Source organism: Pseudomonas sp. ASL9, assembly GCF_056680335.1.
In genome coordinates, this window is record NZ_CM155277.1 from 3,632,359 (window position 1) to 3,655,301 (window position 22,943).

Sequence of the window (22,943 nt, forward strand, 5' to 3'; positions counted from 1 at the left end):
GCATTCCGGCGTTTGTAAAAGGTTCCTCGCGGTAAGAGCGAAACCGTAATTCCAGCACACAAAAATGCCGGATATACACACCAAGACCAGCGCCAACACATTGTTTTTAAAAGATTAAAAAGCAGTTTGATGGGGGTGGGGAAGAATTAACTTAACTGTGCGAGAAGGCCGGGCAGCACGCCCGGCCAAGCCATTGATTCCCTGCGGGGGGTAAGGCTCAGGAATAAAAACTGGGTGTGGGCGGTGTCTGCTTCAAGGCCCACTCGCCGAGTTCGCGGATGCGATAGTCCACAGGGTCGTGCAGGGTCTGAGTGCGCAGGTTGCGCCAGTAGCGGTCGAAGCGCCGCGAAGCGTTGGTCGCGCGGGCGCCGGTGACTTCGAACAGGCGGTTGCACACGTCCAGGCCGATCCGCGTGGCGTAGACTTTGGCGCTACCGATGGCGAGGGCCAGCTGCGCGCGTTCCTCTGCTTCCAGGTTTTCGGCTTTATTCCAGGCGTGGTCGAACCGTGTATTGGACCGTTCGGCCAGTGCGCGAACGGCTTCCAGCCCCGCCCAAAACTCTCCGTAGTGGGCCAGCACGTACGGGTCGTCAACGGCTTTGCTGACATCGGACTTGAACCAGGGCCGCGCCTCATTAACCGTATAATCTCGAGCCTGTTCGAAGGCGCCTTCGGCGATCCCCAGGAACAGGTTGACGAAGGTCAGTTGCGCCAGCAACGGCCTCAGGCTGGAAAAGTGAGTGCTCAGCGGGCCTGGATCGAGGAGCAGTTCGTTCTCCTCGATTCGCACGCGTTCAAAGCTGGCGCTGCCGCTGTCGGTCTGACGTTGGCCCATGTTGTTCCAGTCGCCGTGCAGCGTGATGCCGGTACGGTTGGTAGGAATGGCCGCAATCAGCAGCTTGCCAGCAAGGCCGTCATCCAGCGCCGAGGCGATCAGCATGTCGGAGTCACTGGAGCCAGAGCAGAAGCTCTTGGTGCCCGAGAATTCGCGCCAGCCGTCGAAACGGGTCGACACGGTGCGGGTGTCCAGAGGATTGAGGGCGTTACCCCAGAACCAGTTCTTGCGGGCGGTCTGTTCCAGCAGGGGTTGCCATTGATCTGGCCTGGCGAACAGGCGCACGGTGGCCAGCATCAGGTGCTGGAAGCCAAAGACGTGGGCGATGGAGCTGTCGACTTTGGCGAACTCGCGAACGATATTCAGGGCTTCGCTCCAACTGGCACCGAGGCCGCCGAACTCGCGGGGAATACTGAGGGCGAGCAAGCCGCTGTCGCGCAGGGCGTCGCGCTCGGCCTTGGGGGTGCCGCCGCGTTCGTCGCGTTCGGCAGCGGTCTTGGCAAATCCGACCGCCAGACGACGGGCGATCTGCAAGGGATCGTTTGGGGTGGTCACAGGTGACTCCTTGATTGGCTAGGGCGCACGCCGTCACCGAGGTTATGCGCCGGGCAGTCCCGCGTGTAGGCGGGTGCCTGTCCCGGCGTTCATCCAAATTACGTTACAGTCCGAACAACCTTGCCGCGTTGCCATAGAGCAATTTATCCAGCACTGCCCCGTTGAAACCGAGGGCCTGGGCGTCGTCGATGGACTGGCGGATCGGCCGGAACGGATAGGACGAACCAAACAGCAACTGGTCGCCGAGGAAGCTGTTGGCCGCCTGGACATAGGCTTCGCTGCCGGGCTGGAACAGGTACATGTCCGGCACCAGATAAATGTTCGGGTAGCGGAAGGCGACGCCGATGGCCTGCTGCACGTTCGGCCAGTAGCCGTGGTAGCAGACGATGGACAGTTGCGGGAACGCCTGGGCCACTTTCGCCAAGTGGCCGGGGTTGTTGAAAGCCGGGTCTGGCGTGGTGGGGCCGCTCATCAGGAACAGCGGAATACCGCGCTGTTGCAGATGTTCGTAGATCGGCCAATAAAGCGCATCGTCGGGATGACGAGCAGGTGCACCAAAGCCTGGCTCCAAGTCGATGCCGGCCAGACCGAGCACATTGATCGCGCGGTCGATTTCAGTGATGGCGCCACCAATACCTTGCAGGGCGGGATCAATACTCCCGATGCCGAGCAGCTCGTCATGGCCATGAACGATGCTGTGAATCAAGTCGTTGGGCAGGTGCTGGCTTGGGGTGTGGCGGCCGACCACCACTGCCTTGCTCAGCCCCGCATCGCGTACTTCGTCGAGGAAGCCCTCGGGCGTATGCGACCGGGTGAAGTGCTCATCGCTGCCGCGAGTGCCCACTCGGCGATTAAGCCAGCGCGCGGTGTCGTACTCCGGGGAGCCAGGTGTGGCGCCGAAGAAGTCATGGAGGTACGCCGGCCGGCAGCGCATATCAATGACTTTCATGCGGCTGCCTCATCTTTTGCTTGTTTCTTGCCTGCGCGAACGTCGAACGCTCCCCCGGTCAATACCTGATCGCTCACGGTGACCGGCTGCTTGCCTGGCAGCAACGGGAACACCAGTTCAGCAAAGCGGAAGGCTTCTTCCAGATGGGGATAGCCGGACAGGACAAAACGGTCGACGCCAAGGGCGGCGTATTCCAGCAGGCGTGCGGCGACGGTCTGTGGATCACCCACCAGCGCGGTGCCAGCGCCGCCGCGTACCAGGCCAACACCGGCCCAAAGGTTAGGCGACACTTCCAGCTTGTCACGCTGCCCGCCATGCAGGGCGGCCATGCGCCGTTGGCCTTCGGAGTCCATCTTCGCGTAGTTCTGCTGCGCGTCAGCGATGGTGTCGTCGTCGAGGTGGCTGATCAGTTCCTCGGCTGCGGCCCACGCCTGCTCGTTGGTTTCGCGCACGATCACATGCAGGCGCACGCCGAAGTGCACCGTACGGCCGTATTTTTCTGCGCGTGCACGCACGTCGGCGATCTTTTCGGCCACTGCGGCGGGCGGCTCGCCCCAGGTCAGGTAGGCATCGACATGCTTGGCGGCCAGTTCATGGGCTACCGGTGAGGAGCCGCCGAAATACAACGGCGGATGGGGGCGCTGGACCGGCGTGAAGAAGTTCTGCGCACCTTCCACCCGCACATGCTTGCCAGCGAAATCCACGGTGTCGCCGCTGAGCAGTTGGCGCCAGACGGTGAGGAACTCGTCGGCGGCTTCGTAGCGTTGGTCGTGATCGAGGAATATGCCGTCAGCGGCTAATTCAGTGGCGTCACCGCCGGGTACCACGTTGAGCAGCAAGCGTCCGTGGCAGGCCTGGTCCAGTGTCGCGGCCTGGCGCGCAGATGCCGTAGGGTTGCCGAGCGAAGTGCGCAGCGCCACCAACAGTTTGATGCGCTGGGTCACAGGCACCAGGCTGGCGGCGGTGATCCACGGATCCAGACAGCTGGCGCCTGTAGGGATCAATAGGCCGTCATAGCCAAGGTTCTCGGCGGCCACAGCGATCTGTCGCATGTATTCGTTGGTGGCCGGGCGACCGCTGTCGGACTTGCCCAAATACCGGGTGTCGCCGGAGGTGGGTAGAAACCAGAAAATATCGAGATTCATGAACACAATCCTCGTTGCAGGGTTAGGCGTCACTGGCCTCGGGCGAGGTGAGTGGCGACGGGGCGTGCAACGCAGGGCGAGTACGGCTTTGTTATGGGCGCTTGCTTGAGCAAGTCTGTGAGGAGCGGGCTGACAGACAAGAAATAGCAAGTGGTGTGCCAGAATCTCAACCTGCTGATTTATATAAGATTAGTTTTTGTGGGGAGAGGGTGCGCTGTTGCTGTAGGGGGTAAAGTGTTTGATGACTGTTTGCGTAGCAACAGTTGAGGGCTGGGGCTGTCGCACAGCAAACTGGGTCATGTAGGAGCTGCCGGAGGCTGCGATAAGGTTGGCACGACCTTCAGCGGTCTCAAGAGAGCGACCGGTTCCATCGGACGCGACCCCGGGGCGATCGCAGCCTTCGGCAGCTCCTACGAACCTGCGTTTGGCTGAAAACCAAATAACACTTATTCTTTATTTTTAAATTAGTTACAGGTTTGTTTGAGGGGCGTTTTCGCAATGCTATCGCTAACCTCTGACAGCGCGCGAAAGCCTGCTTACAACGGCTGGCCCAACGTGCATGAGTCCAGCAATGTCAGGCGTTTCTCCTTGCGCAGCAATTGCTCGATTGCATGCAGTTCCAGCGGTGGGCTGAAGAGGTAGCCTTGAATCTGATCGCAGCCATGGCGCCGCAGAAAGTCCAGTTGTTCGTCGGTTTCCACGCCTTCGGCGATGACGTCCAGCTTCAGGCTATGGGCCAGGTGGATGATGGTCAGGACAATGGCGGCGTCTTCCGAATTGACGGCTACTTCACGGATAAAGGAGATATCGATTTTCAGCTTGTCGATTTGAAACCGGCGCAGGTAGGACAGGCTCGAATAGCCGGTGCCAAAGTCATCGATCGATATCTTTACGCCCAAATCGCGCAATTTCTGCAGGCTGGAGATGGTGCGTTCGGTATTGACCATAAGGGAGCTTTCGGTCAACTCCAGCTCCAGCAAGTGCGCTGCAACACCGTTGTCCGTGAGTGCGCGGATGACATCTGTCCACAGCTCGTCTTCGTGGTATTGGCGGGCGGAAACATTCACTGAAACTGGAATCGGGCCGATGCCCGAGCGTTGCCACTGAGCGATTTGCTGACAAACCGAGGCGATCACCCATTTACCGACCCGGATGATCATCCCGGTATCTTCCAGTGTCGAAATAAAGGCCAGGGGTGAAATCAAACCATGGCCGGGACGCTGCCAGCGCAACAATGCTTCCAGGCCGCAGACACGTCCATCGCCCAGGCGGACCTTGGGCTGATAGTGCAGGACGAACTCTCCATTTTCCACGGCTTTGCGCAGGGCTGTTTCCAGCTCAAGGCGAGCCAATACGTCGGTGTTCATTTCGGCCGTAAAGAATCTATAGCTGTCGCGGCCGGCTTGCTTGGCCCGGTACATGGCGGTGTCGGCGTATTTGATCAATGTATCCGGGATGGTGTCATCATCTGGGTAGAGGGCAATCCCGATGCTTGCCGTCACCAGGATTTCATGGCCCTTGAGATGGAAGGGCGCACGCAGTTCCTCGCGGACTTTGTTGACCACCGAGGTCGCGCTTTTCTGGCCGTCCTGCATCATCAGGATGAGCGCAAACTCGTCGCCTCCCAGCCGTCCGACGGTGTCCCGGATATGCACGCACTGCACTAGACGGTTACTGAGCTGGCGCAGTAGTTCGTCGCCGATGGCGTGCCCGAGGGTGTCGTTGACGTTCTTGAAGCGGTCCAGATCGATAAACAGGACCGCCACTTGCCACCCCTCATCTGCGGCTTGAGCGAGGATGATTTGCAGGGTGGCATAAAACAGGGTGCGGTTGGGCAGGCCGGTGAGGGCATCGTAATGGGCCATGTGTAGCAGGCGCTTATCGGCCTCTTTTCGCTCGGTGATATCGCGCACGACCCCGACGATGATCCATTCGTCGCCCGATCGATACGCTTGACGGCGAATCTCGACCTGCACGTGCGATCCGTTTTTGCGCCGCATTTTGGTTTCGGTCAGTTCGCTGGAATCCCGGCCAGCGATAATGCTGTCATACAGCACCTGCAAATCCGCCGTAGAGGAACCGTCCAATTCCCCGGGGCACATCTGCAACAGTTCGTCGCGGCTATAGCCGAGCATGTCGCAGGCGCTGGCATTGAATTCGACGAAGCGCAGGGTGCTGCGATTGATGAGCGTGATCGCGTCCGCGGTGACGTCCATCGCCGTGCGAAACTGCTGCAGGTCTGCAGTGCGTTGCTGTACCTGATCTTCCAGCCTGGCGCTGTGCCTGCGAAGCAAGTCGCCGAACGTTTTGAGCCGCAGCAAATTACGCACCCGCAGCCACAGTTCAGATCGGTCCACGGGCTTGCTCAGGAATTCTTCGGCGCCCGCTTCCAGGGCAGCTAAACGCGCACTACGGTCGCTCAATGCAGTGAGCATGATGATCGGAATACCTGAGGTCTCGGCGTTGGCCTTGAGATGGCAGGTGACCTGACAGCCATCCATTCCGGGCATCATGACGTCGAGCAGAATCAAGTCTGGCGGGGCGTGCTTGATCATGGCCAACGCCTCTTCGCCACTCACGGCGGTGCGGGTCAGATACCCCTCGTGCTGCAACAGCAGTCCCAGCAGTTTGCGTACCTGGGGGTCGTCGTCGACGATCAGTACAGTTGCAGACGAGCCGGTCATGGGTTTGGCCCGGGCTGAGTCGTGGGAGGGGTGCTCAGTCCCGCACTGCTGCTCAACAACGTGTCGATCGCCGCGTACAGTTCCCGGTAGCGCAGAGGCTTGGCAATGTAGCCGTCGCACCCGGCGATCTGGCTTTTTTCCTTGTCCTCCTTCATGGCCATCGCCGTCAGTGCTATGACGGGGATCTTGGCCGTAGCAGGGTCCTGTTTTAGCAAGGCGGTAGCGGCAAGCCCATCCATCCCGGGCAACTGAATATCCATCAAGATCAAGTCTGGCTGCTTGTCGCGCGCGAGTGTCAGGCCCGTTTCTGCGTCGACTGCGCAAAGCACGGTATGACCCGCATTGCTGAGTAGCAGCTTGGCCAGCTTCATGTTGGCGGCATTGTCTTCAACGATTAGTACATGGGCCATGGAGTTTTCACCCTTGCGTCCTGCTGTCGCAGGGGTTGTCCCAAACCACGTAATGGCAGCCAGACCACAAAGCGCGCGCCGGCCCCTACCAGACTGGCAACCGCCACGCTGCCGCCGTGTAGCTGGGCGAGCTGCTTGACCATCGCCAGCCCCAGTCCCGTGCCCTCGAATTTTCGTGCCAGGCTGCTGTCGATCTGGCTGAATGCCTGGAACAGCTTGGCCATGTCCTCCTGGGAAATACCGATGCCGGTATCGCTCACGCAGAGCTCAAGGAATTGCGTATGTTCGCTATCGGCGAGGGGGAAACCGTGCGCCGGCCAGTCGCCAACCAGCGTCCCCACGGCATCGCGATCGACTCGGCGGGCGGAGAGGATTACACAGCCCCCGTTGGCACTGAACTTGACCGCATTGGCCAGCAAGTTGTAGACGATTTGCTTGGTCTTGCGCGGGTCCAGCACGAGCACACCAAAGTCTTCGCCGGTTTCCAGTTCCAGGCGAATGCGTTGGGCCGCGGCCTTTTCCCTGACGATCGACAAGCTATTGCCCAACAGGCTCTGCAGATCAACCGATTCCAATTCCAGAGCCATCATGCCCGCTTCAACTTTTGACAGGTCGAGGATGTCATTAATCAGCGACAACAAATGCTGGCCGCTGGTGAAAATATCGCCGACATATTCGAACTGAGTCTCGCTCATTTCGCCCCCCAGACCATCCTTGAGTGCCTCGGAAAATCCGATGATGGCGTTCAAGGGCGTGCGCAATTCGTGCGACATGGTGGCCAGGAATTCGGACTTCATGCGGCTGGCATGTTCCAGCTCAATATTTTTTTCCTCCAGGGTGCGCTCGAAGCGTTTGCGCTCCGTCACGTCGCGGGCGGCAGCGAAAACCCCCTGTAGCTTGCGGTCGCGGTCATGAAACGTGGCGGCGTTGTAAGACACCACCGTCTCCGTGCCGTTATGCGCACGCACGGTCAGTTCGTAGTCGCTGACCTTGTGCTCACTGAGTACGCGCTGGATGGCTGCATCTGCGCGCACCGGGTCGGTAAAGAATTTTTTGCAGGGCGCGCCGATCAGTTCATCACGGGTGCGGCCAGTGAGGGCCATCATCTGTTGGTTAACGTCGGAGATGATCCCTTGGGGATCGGTCATCATCAGCGCATCGATATTGGATTCGATCAGGGAGCGCGTGTAGAACTGCTGATCACGCAAGCGCTGATCGAGCAATGCCTGGGCGGCCTCCTCCTGCTTGCGTGCGGTGTTGTCAGTGCCAATCAATAGATAGCCAATGATGTCGTCTTGAGCATCGCGCAGAGCGGTCACCGAAACGATGGCCGAGAAACGACTGCCATCCTTACGGATGTAGGTCAGCTCGTAAATGTCCTCGATACCCCGCGACGCTTTGAATACAAGGGCCTCGAAGCCCGGGGTGATCGGTGTGTCAAGCGCCAGGCTGAGCGCAGCCGCGCGCGCGATCAACTCTGCAGGGTCGGAGATATCGGCCGGGGTGATCAGGTTGACGACGTCCAGCGCCTCATAGCCGAGCATGCGCTCAGCGCCGACGTTGAAAATCTGAATCACACCCTTTTCGTCAGTGGCGATACTGGAGAAATAGGCGCTATTAAAAATAGCGTCCTGCAGGGCGCCTGTCTTGAGCAAGGTCTCCTGTCTACGGGATTCGACTATACCTTCGGCGCGCAACCGTCGTGCACCATCGCCTGAACCGTTCTCGTCCATTGGATTCTTCCGTAAACAATCACACCAGCGAACCAAAAGGCTACGCCACAGAGCATGCTCACAGATTGCCGCGAAAAATGCTGGCGACGAGGAGATGAAGTCCCCTGAAGATAGCAGAAGGCACGGGCCTTCGAGCATTTATTCGAATGGGTTAGGTGTTATGGGTCACTCATACGCGGGTGAGGGCGCCTCGGTGGATTTTTTGAAGCAACTGAAAGTATTGAATGATTTGCGTTTGTAGCCTGCCGGCTACGGTGCGCATATACATCAAGTTGGCGCGGGAAATACGCGAGGTGTAAACCTCTGCTGGCTGTGTGATCAAGATCGCTTGCGACTGTCGTCGCTCTAATGAAACCGGACACCCATTTAGGTAAGAAACCCCCTCCTTAATTTGATCTAAATCAATATTGAGTCGTCGTTGGCGGGCGACTTTGTGAAACGATAATAGTTAAGGCTTGCCAACATGAATATCAACGAGGCGATCTTCGGGCGCCGCTCGACGCGGGAATACACGACAGAAACCGTTGATGAACAAATCATTCGTCAATTGATCAACGCCGCAGTCCATGCGCCCAGCGCGGTAAACCAACAGCCGTGGACGTTCACGGTGATACGTGATCAAGGACTGCTAGATCGAGTCTCGCGCGAAGCGAAGGCCTACATGCTCACGAAGATGCCCGTAAGGACCCAGTCCGAGCACTTTCATTCGATGCTCAATGATCCCGATTTTCAGATCTTCTACCATGCGCCGGTACTCATCTTGATCTCGGGGAGCACGCAAGGTCAGTGGATCGTCGAAGACTGCGCATTGGCTGCCGAGAATCTGATGCTCGCCGCGTACGCTGACGGACTCGGCACCTGTTGGATTGGTTTCGCCCAAAGTTTTCTTAATACTCCGGATGGCAAGAATGCACTTGGACTGCCCGCCGAATGTGCGCCAGTTGCGCCAATCATCGTTGGCCATCCGAAATCCGTGCCTGTCCCCGTTCAGCACAAGGAGCCGGAGATCCACTGGATTGGGTGACTAGGACGACGCACTACGAAGCCACTTGAAGCGAGCACTTGCCTGGTGAAGTTATTGAATATTGCGATGAAATCAGAAGTTTTCCTCCGTCTCTATGCGGAAAAAAACGGGCGATTCTCAGATGATCGCCCTATAGCAGTGAGTGTGTGGAGCTGTCGAATCGTTATTACACGGGCAGCTTTGTGGCGCTGAGGTAGGCCATGCGATCGATGGTTATGGCTTGACCGGCTTCAACGGTCGGGCGCATGACCTTCTCGAAGAGTTGCTGTTCTTCTGACGTGAACTGTTCCGCGAAGATGACGCTGAGGGACGGTGCCCAGGGGTGTGGCGAGCTTCCGATGAAGGCATCCCAGCTCTTCACGACCGTAGGAAAAACATCAATGTGGAGCTCCAAATGGATCTCGCCGAAGCCCGCGCCGTGTAGGAAGTTAAGCAAATCGCGTTCAGAATAGTTAGCGATGGGACTATTGGCGGCTTTCTCTTCCGTATCGGGAAACTGTGCAGCCTTCCACCGATGCAGAAGCGGCAGGAACTTGTCTGCCGACGACGACTCTTGCGCATCGACAAGTTGCTTCAGCGCTCGGGTGCTGAACGCCTCATCCTGAAATATTGGCTCGGCAATCGAGATACGGCCACCGGGTTTGAGAACGCGGTGAATCTCACGTATAGCAGCCTGCTTGTCCAAAACGTAGGCGAGAACAGAGCGAGTTGTGACCGCGTCGACGGATGCATCGCCGATGTCATCGAGCTTATCAACGCTGCATTGCAGAAAAGAGCATTGCTGCCGAACGTCGCGCTGGATCGCAATCGACTCGGCGTAACGGAGCATGGGGCCTGAGATGTCCGTGAGGGTAACGCCAAGCGATGGGCCAATGCGTTCGATGGCGCGGAATGCAACGAGACCTTCGCCGGTCCCCACGTCGACGAGCGTCATGCCCGACGCCAGTCTGGCGCCGTCGAGTACGCGATCGGCGTAGCGATCGACCATTGAACGGGTCGCGAGATCGTAGTCAGCATCGTCGGCGTGGCGGCGATGCAGGAGCCACTCGGACTACATATCGGATTGAACGGGTTCGACGCTGGTCATCGTGTTTGTACTCATTGGGATCGGGATCAGTTGGCCACTACAGTGACCTATGTCGCATCACCAAAAGGCTAATGAGGGAGTGAATCAGCCCCGCCTGTTGTTCAACGTGCCCGCTATTGAGGCGGTTGAACGAGCAGGCAGAGGCATCGGGCCAATTCAGATCATCGATTAAGCCTTGGTGTTAATAATCGTACCAACACTACCTGAGGTAGCCTTGGCCTGCTCCACTTCGCCTGGCTTGCTGCCGTCATGGTCGCCATCACTGTCGACCGGTTTTGCTTGTGCCTGCTGTGGTTTGATCTGTGCGGTAAGAGGCACGTGTACGCTAGTCGAGCTACCAATTGCAGATGTCATTTTGATTCCCTCAAGGAAATACCAATTTGAGCTAATGCCATCGGCTGACTTTTCAGAAGCATGAGGGAGACGCTGCAAAAATAGCCAGCGGCCCCACTCCTGTGAACATCTGCGCGCGCCATGCAGAATTGGTAGCCCATCCGTGCTGTCACACTCAATCCGGAAAGGGAGTTGCCGACACTGAAAATAGCCGCATAAAAGCACAGCTGACGCGACAACCATCCCGACACCGGGGGCTAGGCCCCGGCAACGGCGCGCATATACATCAAGTTGGCGCGGGAAATACGCGAGGTGTAAACCTCTGGTAGCTGTGTGATCAAGAATGCGTGTGACGTGACTGCTGGGGAATATCAACTACCGCCTATCCCAGCAAGGTTTACATTGGCTTCGGTAGGTCCTGTGAAGGCACTGGGCTAGGAGCAGGCTTGCGGTATCCATTTGAAGCGGTAGGGCGCTCCAACTCGTGACTGCTGAAATGTAACTGTCTCTGGGTAGAAGAACCGGTTGATGACGTTATGGCATCCGTTCATTGGAAGCACACGAGTTGATGCTTGTGAGCTACAAATTTGAACCGATAAACTAATTTTGATGCTCGTGAGCTACAAAAAAATACTGAATCAACCCGTGGCTAAGATTGAGTGAAGAGACAAACGAATCTTGCGAAGCTGTGTCTCTGGGGCTACATTAATCGACAGAATATAGATTTTTGATGCTCGAGGGCTACAAATGACCACCCTGTTCGATGTGTCCGAAATGCTGAAGCAGGCGCGAGGTGAGGCTCGCTTGAGTCAGGATGCCTTAGCCAGCCGTGCCGGCGTATCACGTTCGACGGTAGCGCGTATGGAAACCATGGCTAAAGGTGATATGAGCGTCTCGGCCCTTGTCCGTTTATTGGAAGCGGTTGGGTATGACTTAAAGCTGGTAAAGGCCGGTCATGAACGTACGGTCGAGGACATCCTCGCCGAGCAGCGTTCCGGAGCTTTTGATTCATGATTCTAGACGTCCATGTCAGCGGAAAAACGGTCGCCAAGCTCTACCGAGAGCGTGATGAGTACGTCTTGAAATACCTTCCCGGTACAGCTGCGGAGGATTTTGTCAGCTTGGCATTACCGGTTCGTGAGGCCCCCTGGCGCTGGCCTCGCGACCTTTTCCCGTTTTTTCGGCAGAACCTGCCTGAGGGGTATTTGCTTGGGGTCATCCGCGAAGAGTTTGGTGCGCTGCTTGATGGCACCGACTTATCACTGTTAGCCGTAATTGGCGGCGCGGGAATTGGCCGAGTGACGGTTACGCCTGAAGGCGTCATGCCGGGCATCGAAATGGAGCCGTTGGAAATAGGCCATCTGCTGACCGCTGAAAACACGACCGAGCATTTTGCGACGCTGGTGCGCCGTTACGCACGTGCGGCTATCTCTGGCGTTGTGCCCAAGTTCATCGCACAGGATGTTGCGCATGACGCTTTGCCATTGGGTAAGCCCACGCTGCGCACCGGTTTTCACATCATTAAAGGCTCGGACGACACTACGCCTTACCTGGGCTTCAACGAGTTTTACACCCTGCGTGTGCTGGAGCGGTTACAGGTCGTGCCCGTAGCCACATGCCGCATGTCAGAGGATGGCCGAGTTCTGGTGGTGGATCGTTTTGATGTCGATGAAAACGGCCTGCCGTGCTTTGGGCTGGAGGATGCATGCGGACTTTTGGGCTTGCCGCCCCACGAGAAATACGCGACCACCACGGAACGAGTATGGAACGCCACGCGGGCCTACATACCTGGAGAGCGCCTGCGCGAGCAACGTGAGCACTTCGGTTGGCATATTTTGGCGAACTACGTGGTACGTAACGCCGACTGCCATGCCAAAAATATTGCGTTGTATTACACCTCGCGAGCGGACGTAGGGTTTACGCCGGTCTATGACTTGGTGACCACTCAGGCCTATCCTCGTTTCGCTGCGAATCCGCCAGCTTTGTCCGTCGGTGGTCGGCAAATCTGGGCGCCGGGGCGTACGCTCGAGACCTTTTTTAATGGCCGCTTAGGTATCGCCCCGCGCCAGTACCTTGCGATGGTCGAGCAGCTATGCGAGTCTGCTGTCGCCGTGGGCAAAGAAGTGATCGAAGCCGCAAAGAACGAGCCCGCTTGGCGCGATGTGGCCAAACACATGGTGCATGCCTGGAACGAGGGGATGGAGACGCTACGCAGCCCAAGAGCGGCCCCGCACTTTCGGGGGCTGGATACCGCCATCACCGAGGCGGGTTTCTCAGGCCTTCGAACGCCAGAAAAGACTCGGGAGCAGATCGGTCGTTCTGAGTTGTTGGCGCCGAGAAAGCGATGACGGAAACCAGGTATCGGGGAAGCATGTGCTAACCCGATACCGATGCAGGGGGTTGTACTGCAGAACTCTCCTCGGCAATTAATTCTGCCATCTGGCATACGCAAGCTCCGCCCGGGCACCATCCCCTCAATTTTTTAGCACCTGCCGAGCGGGCGCGTGAGTGCTTTAGCAAGACCGTCGCGGTTTCTCGTAAATGAAAATAGTTTTGCCGCAGGCATTAAAAAGCCGGCTTGTGGTTAGCTTTTTATCAATATAAGTATTTGAAAAAATACACAAGTTATCGTTTTTTATAAATCCTTAAGTTGCCCCATTTGTTTCTCCACTTTTTCCTGATTTTTCCTGATTTTTCCTGCAGAAGTCCGAAACTTTTTAGCGGGTTTTTCTTCACGTTTTTGCATTGAGCCGTCATCGGAAAAAATTGTCGAGGAGACCCTGACTATTGAAGGTATGCGTCCGGGCATCCCGTCTTGCGCAACTAAACCGGTTGCCACCTATGCGGCAGCAACTCGAAAATCTCACTCGCGCGCTGCGTCGGCAGGCGCGTGAGGACGTCCTTCAAATAGGCATACGGATCATGCCCGTTGAGCCGCGCTGACTGGATCAAACTCATGATCGCAGCCGCCCGTTTGCCGCTGCGCAGTGATCCAGCGAACAACCAGTTCTTGCGATTATGCCAAGCTTGGCATAACCGCAATTATCCGCAGTCGAAAATTATGCTCAGTTCGCCCGTACCCGGTTTCGTGATCGCATAGCCCGCCTGCTTTCCGGGTTTCCTGGCGCGTTTCGGGCACGCCATAATTTTCGGTGGTTTCCTATAGAACACCTCCCCCTCTACAGGAGTACACCATGCCTGCGGATCAATACCTGGCGAGACTTTCTTGCCGCCAAGAATTCAATAACAGCCCGCTCGGCGCCACCGTCCCCCCTTACGTCGAAGGCCTGCTTACCCAGCGCTACGCTAAGTCCACGATCCGCCTCTATCTGCATGCTCTGGCCCACTTCGGCCATTGGATGGAGGCCGAAACGCTGCGTCTGGAGAGCATCGATGCAGCGCTCACCGAGCGCTTCGTACGCGAGCATTTACCTGCCTGCACCTGTTCTATGTCGTTGCATTCTGGTGTGGCCGATACCCGGGCGGCACTCCGGTATTTGCTGAAGCTATTGGCACACCAACGTCCAGTGAAATCACCCGGAGATGATCCGATCACTGCCGAACTTGGCCGGTTTGGCGATTATTTTCAGAACATCTGCGGCGTGGCACCCCAAACGAATGCTCGTCGATGCAAAGATGTCAGGGCACTTCTCGCTTACTGCTCCGGAGCCGAACCGCTCGTCCTATCACCATTGTCTGGCGCCCAGATTGATACGTTTCTGGCTACATTAATCCCGCGCTTGCGACCGGCATCGCTGCGGGTGGTGTGCAACAATTTTCGTAGCTATTTTCGTTACCGTGCCTTGCTGGGGGAGTCGACGGACGCACTCTCGGCGACGCTCCCGAGGGTCGCGGACTGGCGGCATGCCACCTTGCCCAAGGCACTTTCGGACGCCCAACTGGAGGCGTTTCTCAAGGCGTTCGATTGCTCAAATCCAGTCGAACTGCGTGACTACGCCATTGCACGCTGCCTGCTTGACCTTGGCTTGCGTGGCGATGAAGTGGCCCACCTGACACTGAAGTCGGTCGACTGGCGCAACGGCACGCTTACGCTCGACACAAGCAAGAGCAAACGCGTACAGCAATTGCCCCTCCCACGAGGCGATCGCCCGCTATCTGCGACACGGACGACCGCAGACGACCGACCGCAACTTGTTCGTGCGCCACCGTGCGCCCGCCGACACACCGCTCAGCGTGGCAGCCATCCGCAACGCCATGAATCGCGCCTTTGTCCGCTGCGGCTTGCGTGATCAGTTCTGCAATACTCATGTCCTGCGTCGTACCATGGCAACCCGTCTGCAGCGCGCCGGGGCGTCGGTCAAGGAAATCGCCGACCTGCTGCGCCACCGAAGCATCGACACGGCAAGCGCCTACGCCCGGGTCGACCTGGAAGGTTTGCGCGCCGTCGCACTGCCCTGGCCTGGGAGTCGCTCATGAAGACGCCGATCTCCTGGATGTCACACGTCGAGGCGTATTTGGCGCATCGGCGCGGCCTCGGATTCAAGCTGACGATCGATGATACGCAGCTCAGATCATTCGCCCGTTTCGCTAACAAGATCAGCACGGTGGCGCTTGCCGTCGCATGGGCCCGCTCTTCGCAGCGTCCAAACCCACTCACCTGGGCGCGCCGCATTGAGGTTCTACGTGGTTTCGCTCGCTTCTGCCTGCGTCTCAATCCGGCCACCGAGATTCCGCCACGCGGTCTCTTCGGCTCTGCTCACCGGCGGCTAACTCCCCACATCTACACGGCTGCGGAGCTGGTTGCGCTCCTCAAGGCTACCTATGATCTCATTCCAATCAACGGGCTGCGCGCCGTAACCTGCCGGACTGTATTTGGATTGCTGGCCGCGAGTGGGCTGCGTATCGCCGAAGCGCTTGCGCTTACCCGTGCCGACGTCGACTTTGAGGTCGGTGTACTCAACGTCCAGGAGGCCAAGTTCCATAAACGTCGTCTGGTGCCACTACATCCGAGCGTAACCGAGCAGCTGCGCGCATATGCCTCGCGGCGCGACCAACTCGTGCCTCAGCCCGCCTGCGCACAGTTCTTCTTGCGCGATGATGGCCTCCCGGTCAATCAGCGCGCAATGCTGTACTCACTGCAGGCGCTGTGCCGGAAACTCGACTGGCAGCCGCGCGGTGACCATGCACATCACCGTCTGCACGATCTGAGACACACCTTTATCGTGGGCAGTATGCTGCGTTTCTATGAGCAGGGCATTGATTGCGAGCACGCCGTACTGGCGCTATCGACGTACGTGGGGCATGCCAAGGTAAGTGACACCTACTGGTACTTCACCGGTGTGCCGGAACTGATGACGATTGCGGCTGAGCGCTTCCACCGTTATGCACTGGGAGCATCGCAATGAACCCCTTGCTGGCCGATTCTGCCGAATTTTCTGCATTGCTCCAGCGCTTCTTTGCCGAGCGCCTCATTCAACAAAAGAACGTCAGCCCGAGAACGGTGACCGCTTACCGTGACACGTTCCGTCTGCTGCTGCGTTATGCCGAAAGCGAGAGGGGCAAACCGCCCGCCAAGCTGACATTGAACGACTTCGATGCGACATTGGTGCTCGACTTCCTGGCCCATCTTGAAGCCGAGCGCCACAACTCGGTGCGTAGCCGTAACGCGCGCTTGGCAGCCGTGCGAGCCTTTGCCAATTACGTGGCCTTGCAATGCCCGCCAGCTCTGCAGTTGGCCCAGCAAATCTTGGCCATCCCGATGAAGCGGTTCGACAAACCACTGCTCGGATTCCTCTCTCGCGACGAGGTTCAGGCACTGCTCGCCGCGCCCGATGCCAATACATGGTGTGGCCGGCGCGATCGTATCCTGATCGCGCTGCTCTACAACACGGGGGCTCGCGTCTCCGAGTTGATCGGCATCCGCGTGGCTGACGTGACGTTGGAAGCCACGCCCTCGGTGTGCCTGCACGGCAAGGGGCGTAAGCAGCGAACCGTGCCGCTGTGGAAGGAAACGGCCGTCGAGATCCGTCACTGGCTGCAGTACGTTGGTTTGCGGGCGGAGCAGCCCCTCGTACCCAGCCGACGCGGACTGCCGATGACGCGCTGTCGTCTGACTGACGCCCTGCTGAAGTTTCTGGAAAGGCTCTGAAATTATGCAAAGTCGGCAGTGGTGGGCAACCAGGCGCGCTGCCACCACCGCCGCATACCCGACATAATTTCTGACTGCGGATAATTGCGACCTAACCCCCACGGCCGGATCTGGTTCTCCGCCCAATTATTTTCAATGGGTACGACCCCATCATCGAGATAGCGCGAAAGCGCCGTCCAGCGTTTCAGGCTGTAATTCAGAATTTTGCTAATGGCCGAGCCATCATGCACAAGTTGGCGCTGGGCGACCATCTAGGCATGCAAGGCGTCCATCACCGGCACGGCTTTTTCTTGGCGTATTCGGCGGCGTAAATCTGGTTCCAGGTCACGGACGTCGCGTTCGATTTCGTACAGCAGCCGGATGTAGCGCAAGGCCTGCTCGGCAAGCTGGCTCTTGTTGGTCGCGTGTAGCTCGAAAAACTTGCGTCGCGCATGGGCCATGCATGACCGTCCGGCCTTTACCCTTGTCGACAGCGGTCTTCATGTTGTCGTAGATGCCACGACGTGGCACCCCACCTAGCGCGCCAAACCAGCGAGTATGGGCATCGAACAACGTTTCGTGCCCTTGGCTGGGGTATGCGACCAACCTAAACGCGCGACTGGCGCACAGCTTCATGTGGGAGACCTGGGTACGTCGAAACAGGCCGCCAATCAGCAAGCCTTCTTCGCTCTAGTCGAACTGAAAGGCCTCACTAGGTGCGAACGTCAACGGTATAAAGGAACGTAGAGATTTACCTTGCTCACCGCGCCACGAGCGTATGAAGGCCGTGAGCTGGCTGTAGCCGCTGTCGTAACCCTCGGCCTTGATCAACGCCAAAAGTGCTTTGGCGCTCCTGCGTTTTTGCTTTGCCCTAAACGAATCGGCCTTGAGCGCCTACTCCAGCGTCTAGTGGAAAGGACTGAGTTTGTTGAAGGGTGTGCGCCGCTGGTACACCGGCTGGGTTGCTTCGGGCGCTTTGACCCATTTCCGGATGGTATTGCGCGACAGCCCCGTACGCTTGGCTATCTGATGCAGCGACAGCTTGTCGCGAAAATGCATCCGCCTACATGTCCAACGCCATGGGACGGTTGATCGGAACTCTGCTTTCAGGCTGGATATTTCAGACCTATGGCCTGGTTGCCTGTTTGTGGGTTTCAACGGTTTTCGCCCTGTTGGCCGCAGTGATTTCTATCGCCTTGCCCAGGCACGCCAAAGCGATATGCAAAATCAGAAAGTCAAATAGTTGACTTTTTTTTCGCTTTAAATAAAAAAGCCAATAAACTGGCATTATCAGAAAATTTACAATAAATTTGAACCGTAGATCGGCCTCCCAAGGAAGATGGCGCAATGGAGATATCTCGGCGAAAGATGATAGCGGGGTTAGCGATGTCCGGGGCTTTGCTTACCTCGGCCTATGTGGCCTATGTGGGCAGTCACAAAGTCAAAGCCTACATGGAAAGACATGACGGGACGCCTCCCCAGGCCCGCGTCGAGCCGGCCAATGTCGATATCCAGCGACTGGCCTCTCAGCTGCGTGGTGTATGGCAATTGCAATTCATGGGTAGCGCTGCCGATTTGAGCGATCTGATGCCGGAAGGTCTGGAAATGTTTCTCGACGTGGCTGACCGCGGGCGGAGTTTACGGGGCTTTATCGACACGCCAGAAAACCTGCGCGCGTCGCAGCCTCCACGTTATCAGGTGATGGGTGATCTGGTGGATGCGTCAGCTACTCAGATTCACTGGATAGTGCTGGATAGGGATTCGGTGCGTTATTCGCCCATTTACCAAGTCACTGTCGCGCTCGAAAATATCTGGGCAAAGTTCGGAGTTGCCGACAACGACATTTTGAAAGGCCGCTTTCAGCGCCTGGATCGACCGGCTGCAGCTGGAGCAGAAGCTTTCGATTTTATTGCACGCAAGCGTCCGTTTCCGGAGGCGCGAGAGCGCATACCGCTCAATGCTACATTTCTGAGCTGGCTGATGAAGCCCGAGCACCGACTGGCTCATCAGATTTGGCACGCCTCACGGGATAAATGGCACGAGCTTTCCGAAGAGCGTCGCAATGCATTACGAGGCCTTGGCTGGCAACCGGGTCCCTTGGACAGCGAGCGCCATGCACGAGGTCGGCATATGGATCGTAATGGATCGGGCGTGGATTTCTTTTTCATGCACCGGCATATGCTGGGTTTTGCTCGCTCCATGCAGGCACCGCCTGCCTGGACGCATTTTCCCTTGCCACAACCGGCTGTGGAACAGGACCGGCTCGGTTTCGCCCGCTACTTTGACAATCATGACGGCTGCTCCGTCCCACCGACCTGGGTAGCGCCTGATGACAATGGGTACACCGAGGGATTGGAGGCGATAAAGAGCCGAGACGCTTTTTACAGTAACTTCCAGGTTTGGGAGTCGCGATTCCGGGATCCCTCGTACTTATCTCGTGTCACCCTTGGCCAATTCGGCTCGGAGATGGAGTTGACCTTGCATGATTGGCTGCATATGTGTTGGGCCACCGTGCCGCGTGATCCCGCCGACAGTGTTCCAGTCCCGCTCGCCCGAGGGCCTGCGGATTTCTCGGAACGCTGGTTCGGGCCACAAAACGACTTCCTCGGGGACCCTTTTTCATCCCATGTACACCCGTTGTTCTGGGGATTCCACGGTTGGATCGACGACCGCATCGAGGATTGGTTCGATGCTCACGAACGCGTCCATCCCGGGCAAGTTGTGCGTCGCTCGCTAAGGGGTACCGAATGGTTCGCGGCGGGCCCTTGGGTGGAAGTCGACGAGCCATGGCTGGGCCCGATGACACACGGATGCGGCGCCAGCCTTGATCCTATGACCGAGGGCACAATGGAAATGGATATAGACAGCGCGAAGCTGGCGCTGAACATCGCGTGCGACGATAAAGACCATATCGCAGATGCGCTAGCCAAGGCACCAAAACGACCCTGGTTCGCACGCAATCTGCCGGTGCGCAGCCATGTCGGAAAAGCATAGGTAGTCTTCAGCACTCGCAGAGCGCGATGTGAACTGTTTGGCGACTGCTGAGCGTGATAGGCCGGCCTCTTTCCACAGCGTATCCAATACGCCGCTCTGGGCACCACCATTTAGGTCATGACAGCATTAATGTTTGCGCACCTGGATCTTGTGATCGCTGAAATAATGGTCGGGGACCTGCGCGTTGTCGGACTCTTCAGCGAGCGTCACATAGGTATCGGGTCGCAGGTAGAACGCGTCGCGTGCAAGACCTGCCACCTCATGCACGGGCTTCCATTCGAAGACGTACAGCGGTACATCGTGCTGGGCGCACTATGCGACGAGTGTGTCGCTGGCAACGCCATACACATGGATTTGCCAGCACAGGTTGGACAGCGAGGCGAAATTGTTGATGTCGCCGTCAGGTGCCCAGGGCAAGCGGTCGCCGCCGTGATCAATGAGCAGCACACCGTGCAGGTGAACGCTCTGCAGCAGTTCATTCCCGGCGGACATCGCGCTGGCGACATAGCCTTTGGGCAGACTGAACGAAAACTTCCCGCCCAGTGTCGAGACTTTCACTGACGCCGTTGCCGGCTTGGTCTGGGGCTTATTGGCCGTGTAACCATTGATGCTGACCAAAATGGCCGCCAGGCTCAAGGCCACCACCACGGTTTTCTTGCTGAAAAACAACATTCAGTTGCTCCTCAAAAATAGCGGGTCATGTTCGGGAACGATTGTATCCACAAGGCAGGATGGCAGGCGTGCTTATTGCTGCGGGAATGCCCGATAGGGAAGGGCGAACCAAGGCTCGATCCAGCCAGCGATCTGGCGCCAAACCGCAGGTACCGCACGCTGGACACATAGTGAAATTCAATTTCTCTTGCGTTCATCCGTTGCTATTAATGTGAAGTCATAACAAAAAACGCTATAACACAGGAGTCTGTTTCGTGAAGCCACCCACACATGTACGGAATACTTCAAGCTATCGGCCGGACATTGATGGTCTGCGTGCCATTGCCGTAATCCTTGTTACGCTGTTTCACGCCAAGTTTTCGGTACGGGGTGGTTTTGTCGGCGTCGACATATTTTACGTGATTTCCGGGTACTTGATTACATCGATTATTGCCAAGGAAATCCAGGCAGGGGATTTCACGTTTCGTCGGTTTTATGAGCGAAGAATCAAGCGGTTACTGCCTGCCTACTTGTTCCTGCTATTTTGGCTGTTTATTTATTGCAGCCACTTTATGTTCGCAGAAGAGCTGGTCTCGTTTGCCAAAAGCTCGGTGTATTCCCTGATCGGGGTGAGCAATGTCTACTTCTTGTTCGGGACGAAGTACTTAGGAACGGCCTATTATGAACCGCTCTTGCACACCTGGTCCCTTTCGGTAGAAGAGCAGTTTTATATGGTCTGGCCGATCCTCCTCATCATTTTATTCAAGATCAGGCACAAGGTTTCGCCGACCCTCATGATAGCAATAATTTTTCTGATATCGCTTTCGCTGTCAGAGGTGTACTCACGCCTGCACCAAAATGCCGCCTATCTGTTATTGCCGTTCCGTTTTTTTGAATTGCTCATCGGAAGTTACCTGGCCGTTGCGTCTGACAAAGTCGCGAGGGTGATGAAGTACCCGGCGGCTTGCTCGCTGGTCGGGGTTGTGCTGATTTTTGCCAGTGCTTTCATGCTGAATGACTTGTCCACTTTTCCGGGCATCAATGCCTTGCCTGTGTGTGTGGGCACCGCGCTGCTCATCGCGTCCGGGATGACGACGAAGCCAAGCTTGGTCACCCGTTTGCTCGGCCTGCCGCCTGTAACCTATGTAGGGAAAATCTCGTACTCGTTGTATCTCTGGCATTGGCCTGTACTCATCCTGGCCCCATATCAGGGGATAGCGTTAACGACGAGCAATACGTGCCTTCTCCTGGCGGGCTCTTTTGCTGCCTCGTCCATCAGTTATCACTTCGTGGAAAAGCCTTTCCGGTCCATCAAAGCCGGACAATTCAGAACGGTATTTACCAGACTCTATCTACTGCCTTCAATGTGCGTCCTCGGGATGGCCGTGCTGATTGTCACGCGTGGCGGTTTCCGTTCTGATGCCGACATGGCCGTGCCAGAGCTCCTGGAACAGAACAGCTCCCACGTCATCCGCAGCAAATGCATGGAAACCGCGGTGGTGGGCAACATAGACGAATGCCACCTGGGCCTCTCCAAGAAATCCATCGATGGTGTGCTGATCGGGGATTCGTTCGCAAACGCGTACGCGCCGTTCATCAATGCGCTGGCCGTCGATGCAGGCCTCATGATTCACGACACGACCATGAGTTCGACGCCCTCTATACCCGGCATCTTTGTCGTGGACATCCAGAGCAAAGCCTCTCCGGGGGAGGCTGAAGCGATCATCAAATACTCGACCGACCGCTTCGAATTTGCCAAGAAACAAAGAATCGTGATCCTGTCGAATTTCTGGAACGCCTACAACCATTGGAATCAGCGTTACAGCATTCAAAATTCAAAGCGTGAAGACCTGACGGATCAAATGGATCAGTACTATTTCAAGGCAGTCAAGGAACTGTTGGATGCCGGCGTGAAAGTGGTGGTCATTGCCCAACCCTTTGCAGAAATTGGTCGGGTCAAAGTCAATGAACTCAGGCTGATGAAGCTTCATCATCTAGACCTGCAAGTGGTCACGCTGAAACCCGCCGAGGCTCTTGCCGAGCGGATCGAGTACAAGATCAAACAGAAATTTCCTGCCGTGGTCCTGATTGATCCCAATGATGAGTTGTGCGCAAAGGAATGCCGGCCGACCGTGGCGGGGAACATCCTGTTCACCACCGACGGCTCCTACCTTAACTCCATCGCGGCGGCGGCGCTGGGGAGTGAGTACATCAAGAATTTGGGTAATCCGCTGAAGAATTTGTAAGGAGGAGCGCAGGTTATTCCAGGCGCGTCATTGTTCTGGGTGATGCCAAGTTCATCGACGACCCGTGCGGCAGGGTGAACTTTACGGTTGTTGTCGTTAATGGTTTTCATGCGAAAGGTCAGCTCATTCTGTTCTATTGCTATCCGTGATTGGATGCCGCGACGCACTTTTCTACAGATCACCACGGCTGATAGAGCCGTGAACCAGCG

At 57.1% G+C, this 22,943-nt stretch carries 17 protein-coding genes and 5 pseudogenes; 9 read left to right on the forward strand and 13 right to left on the reverse strand.

Going from position 1 to position 22,943, the window contains the following annotated elements; all coding sequences use genetic code 11:
* Positions 1-217: 217 nt before the first annotated feature.
* The 6 genes from AC1ME2_RS16790 to AC1ME2_RS16815 all read right to left on the reverse strand — a co-directional run bounded on the left by AC1ME2_RS16790 (position 218) and on the right by AC1ME2_RS16815 (position 8,311).
* Positions 218-1,390 (reverse strand): acyl-CoA dehydrogenase family protein, encoded by a 1,173-nt coding sequence (locus tag AC1ME2_RS16790; RefSeq protein ID WP_480435413.1) that lies wholly within the window; start codon positions 1,388-1,390, stop codon positions 218-220.
* A gap of 103 nt (positions 1,391-1,493) precedes the next feature.
* On the reverse strand, positions 1,494-2,339 hold the full coding sequence (locus AC1ME2_RS16795) for an amidohydrolase family protein (protein ID WP_480435414.1): 846 nt from the start codon (positions 2,337-2,339) through the stop codon (positions 1,494-1,496).
* A complete protein-coding gene (gene ssuD, locus AC1ME2_RS16800; RefSeq protein WP_480435415.1) occupies positions 2,336-3,484 on the reverse strand; it encodes an FMNH2-dependent alkanesulfonate monooxygenase in 1,149 nt (382 codons plus the stop codon). The genes AC1ME2_RS16795 and ssuD overlap by 4 nt, the downstream gene beginning before the upstream one ends.
* Positions 3,485-4,020: 536 nt before the next feature.
* Entirely contained in the window at positions 4,021-6,168 is a 2,148-nt protein-coding gene (locus AC1ME2_RS16805) for a putative bifunctional diguanylate cyclase/phosphodiesterase (RefSeq protein ID WP_480435416.1), read from the reverse strand.
* A complete protein-coding gene (locus tag AC1ME2_RS16810; protein WP_480435417.1) occupies positions 6,165-6,578 on the reverse strand; it encodes a response regulator in 414 nt (137 codons plus the stop codon). Before AC1ME2_RS16810 ends, AC1ME2_RS16805 begins: the two co-directional genes overlap by 4 nt.
* Positions 6,563-8,311: a PAS domain-containing sensor histidine kinase gene (locus AC1ME2_RS16815; protein ID WP_480435418.1), complete on the reverse strand. Its 1,749-nt coding sequence runs from the start codon at positions 8,309-8,311 to the stop codon at positions 6,563-6,565. The genes AC1ME2_RS16810 and AC1ME2_RS16815 overlap by 16 nt, the downstream gene beginning before the upstream one ends.
* A 463-nt stretch (positions 8,312-8,774) precedes the next feature.
* Here AC1ME2_RS16815 and AC1ME2_RS16820 point away from each other — a divergent pair, with 463 nt between their 5' ends.
* Complete coding sequence (locus AC1ME2_RS16820) at positions 8,775-9,335, forward strand: nitroreductase family protein (RefSeq protein WP_480435419.1); 561 nt, start codon at positions 8,775-8,777, stop codon at positions 9,333-9,335.
* A 166-nt stretch (positions 9,336-9,501) separates the two neighbouring features.
* Here AC1ME2_RS16820 and AC1ME2_RS16825 read toward each other — a convergent pair whose 3' ends face one another.
* On the reverse strand, positions 9,502-10,323 hold the full coding sequence (locus tag AC1ME2_RS16825) for a class I SAM-dependent methyltransferase (RefSeq protein ID WP_480435420.1): 822 nt from the start codon (positions 10,321-10,323) through the stop codon (positions 9,502-9,504).
* A gap of 267 nt (positions 10,324-10,590) precedes the next feature.
* Positions 10,591-10,776, reverse strand: coding sequence for a hypothetical protein (locus AC1ME2_RS16830; protein ID WP_480435421.1), 186 nt, complete (start codon positions 10,774-10,776; stop codon positions 10,591-10,593).
* A 726-nt stretch (positions 10,777-11,502) separates the two neighbouring features.
* On the opposite strand from AC1ME2_RS16830, the gene AC1ME2_RS16835 reads away from it, so the two are divergent.
* Both AC1ME2_RS16835 and AC1ME2_RS16840 read left to right on the forward strand, forming a co-directional pair.
* Positions 11,503-11,769 carry a helix-turn-helix transcriptional regulator gene (locus tag AC1ME2_RS16835; protein ID WP_480435422.1) on the forward strand — a complete coding sequence of 89 codons (267 nt, stop codon included), beginning with the start codon at positions 11,503-11,505 and terminating at the stop codon, positions 11,767-11,769.
* A complete protein-coding gene (locus tag AC1ME2_RS16840) occupies positions 11,766-13,103 on the forward strand; it encodes a type II toxin-antitoxin system HipA family toxin (RefSeq protein ID WP_480435423.1) in 1,338 nt (445 codons plus the stop codon). The genes AC1ME2_RS16835 and AC1ME2_RS16840 overlap by 4 nt, the downstream gene beginning before the upstream one ends.
* Before the next feature lie 475 nt (positions 13,104-13,578).
* On the opposite strand, the pseudogene AC1ME2_RS16845 reads toward AC1ME2_RS16840, so the two are convergent.
* Positions 13,579-13,770, reverse strand: a pseudogene (locus tag AC1ME2_RS16845) (transposase domain-containing protein); the annotation flags it as partial.
* Positions 13,771-13,949: 179 nt separating this feature from the next.
* Between AC1ME2_RS16845 and AC1ME2_RS16850 the strand changes: the two are divergent.
* The 3 genes and pseudogenes from AC1ME2_RS16850 to AC1ME2_RS16860 all read left to right on the forward strand — a co-directional run bounded on the left by AC1ME2_RS16850 (position 13,950) and on the right by AC1ME2_RS16860 (position 16,864).
* Positions 13,950-15,192: pseudogene (locus tag AC1ME2_RS16850) on the forward strand (tyrosine-type recombinase/integrase).
* On the forward strand, positions 15,189-16,121 hold the full coding sequence (locus AC1ME2_RS16855) for a tyrosine-type recombinase/integrase (RefSeq protein WP_480435424.1): 933 nt from the start codon (positions 15,189-15,191) through the stop codon (positions 16,119-16,121). The pseudogene AC1ME2_RS16850 and the gene AC1ME2_RS16855 overlap by 4 nt, the downstream one beginning before the upstream one ends.
* Entirely contained in the window at positions 16,118-16,864 is a 747-nt protein-coding gene (locus AC1ME2_RS16860) for a tyrosine-type recombinase/integrase (RefSeq protein WP_480435425.1), read from the forward strand. The genes AC1ME2_RS16855 and AC1ME2_RS16860 overlap by 4 nt, the downstream gene beginning before the upstream one ends.
* An 83-nt stretch (positions 16,865-16,947) precedes the next feature.
* Here the strand turns inward: AC1ME2_RS16860 and AC1ME2_RS16865 are convergent.
* Positions 16,948-17,307 (reverse strand): annotated as a pseudogene (locus tag AC1ME2_RS16865) (IS66 family transposase); the annotation flags it as partial.
* A gap of 1 nt (position 17,308) precedes the next feature.
* Positions 17,309-17,902: pseudogene (gene istA / locus AC1ME2_RS16870) on the reverse strand (IS21 family transposase); the annotation flags it as partial.
* Between the two features lie 5 nt (positions 17,903-17,907).
* On the opposite strand from istA, the pseudogene AC1ME2_RS16875 reads away from it, so the two are divergent.
* Both AC1ME2_RS16875 and pvdP read left to right on the forward strand, forming a co-directional pair.
* Positions 17,908-18,090, forward strand: a pseudogene (locus tag AC1ME2_RS16875) (hypothetical protein); the annotation flags it as partial.
* Positions 18,091-18,190: 100 nt separating this feature from the next.
* Positions 18,191-19,837: a pyoverdine maturation tyrosinase PvdP gene (gene pvdP / locus AC1ME2_RS16880; RefSeq protein WP_480435426.1), complete on the forward strand. Its 1,647-nt coding sequence runs from the start codon at positions 18,191-18,193 to the stop codon at positions 19,835-19,837.
* A 126-nt stretch (positions 19,838-19,963) separates the two neighbouring features.
* Here pvdP and AC1ME2_RS16885 read toward each other — a convergent pair whose 3' ends face one another.
* Both AC1ME2_RS16885 and AC1ME2_RS16890 read right to left on the reverse strand, forming a co-directional pair.
* A complete protein-coding gene (locus AC1ME2_RS16885; protein WP_480435427.1) occupies positions 19,964-20,104 on the reverse strand; it encodes a hypothetical protein in 141 nt (46 codons plus the stop codon).
* Between the two features lie 45 nt (positions 20,105-20,149).
* On the reverse strand, positions 20,150-20,509 hold the full coding sequence (locus AC1ME2_RS16890; protein ID WP_480435428.1) for a hypothetical protein: 360 nt from the start codon (positions 20,507-20,509) through the stop codon (positions 20,150-20,152).
* 254 nt (positions 20,510-20,763) lie between these two features.
* On the opposite strand from AC1ME2_RS16890, the gene AC1ME2_RS16895 reads away from it, so the two are divergent.
* Positions 20,764-22,734, forward strand: coding sequence for an acyltransferase family protein (locus tag AC1ME2_RS16895; protein ID WP_480435429.1), 1,971 nt, complete (start codon positions 20,764-20,766; stop codon positions 22,732-22,734).
* Positions 22,735-22,943 lie beyond the last annotated feature (209 nt).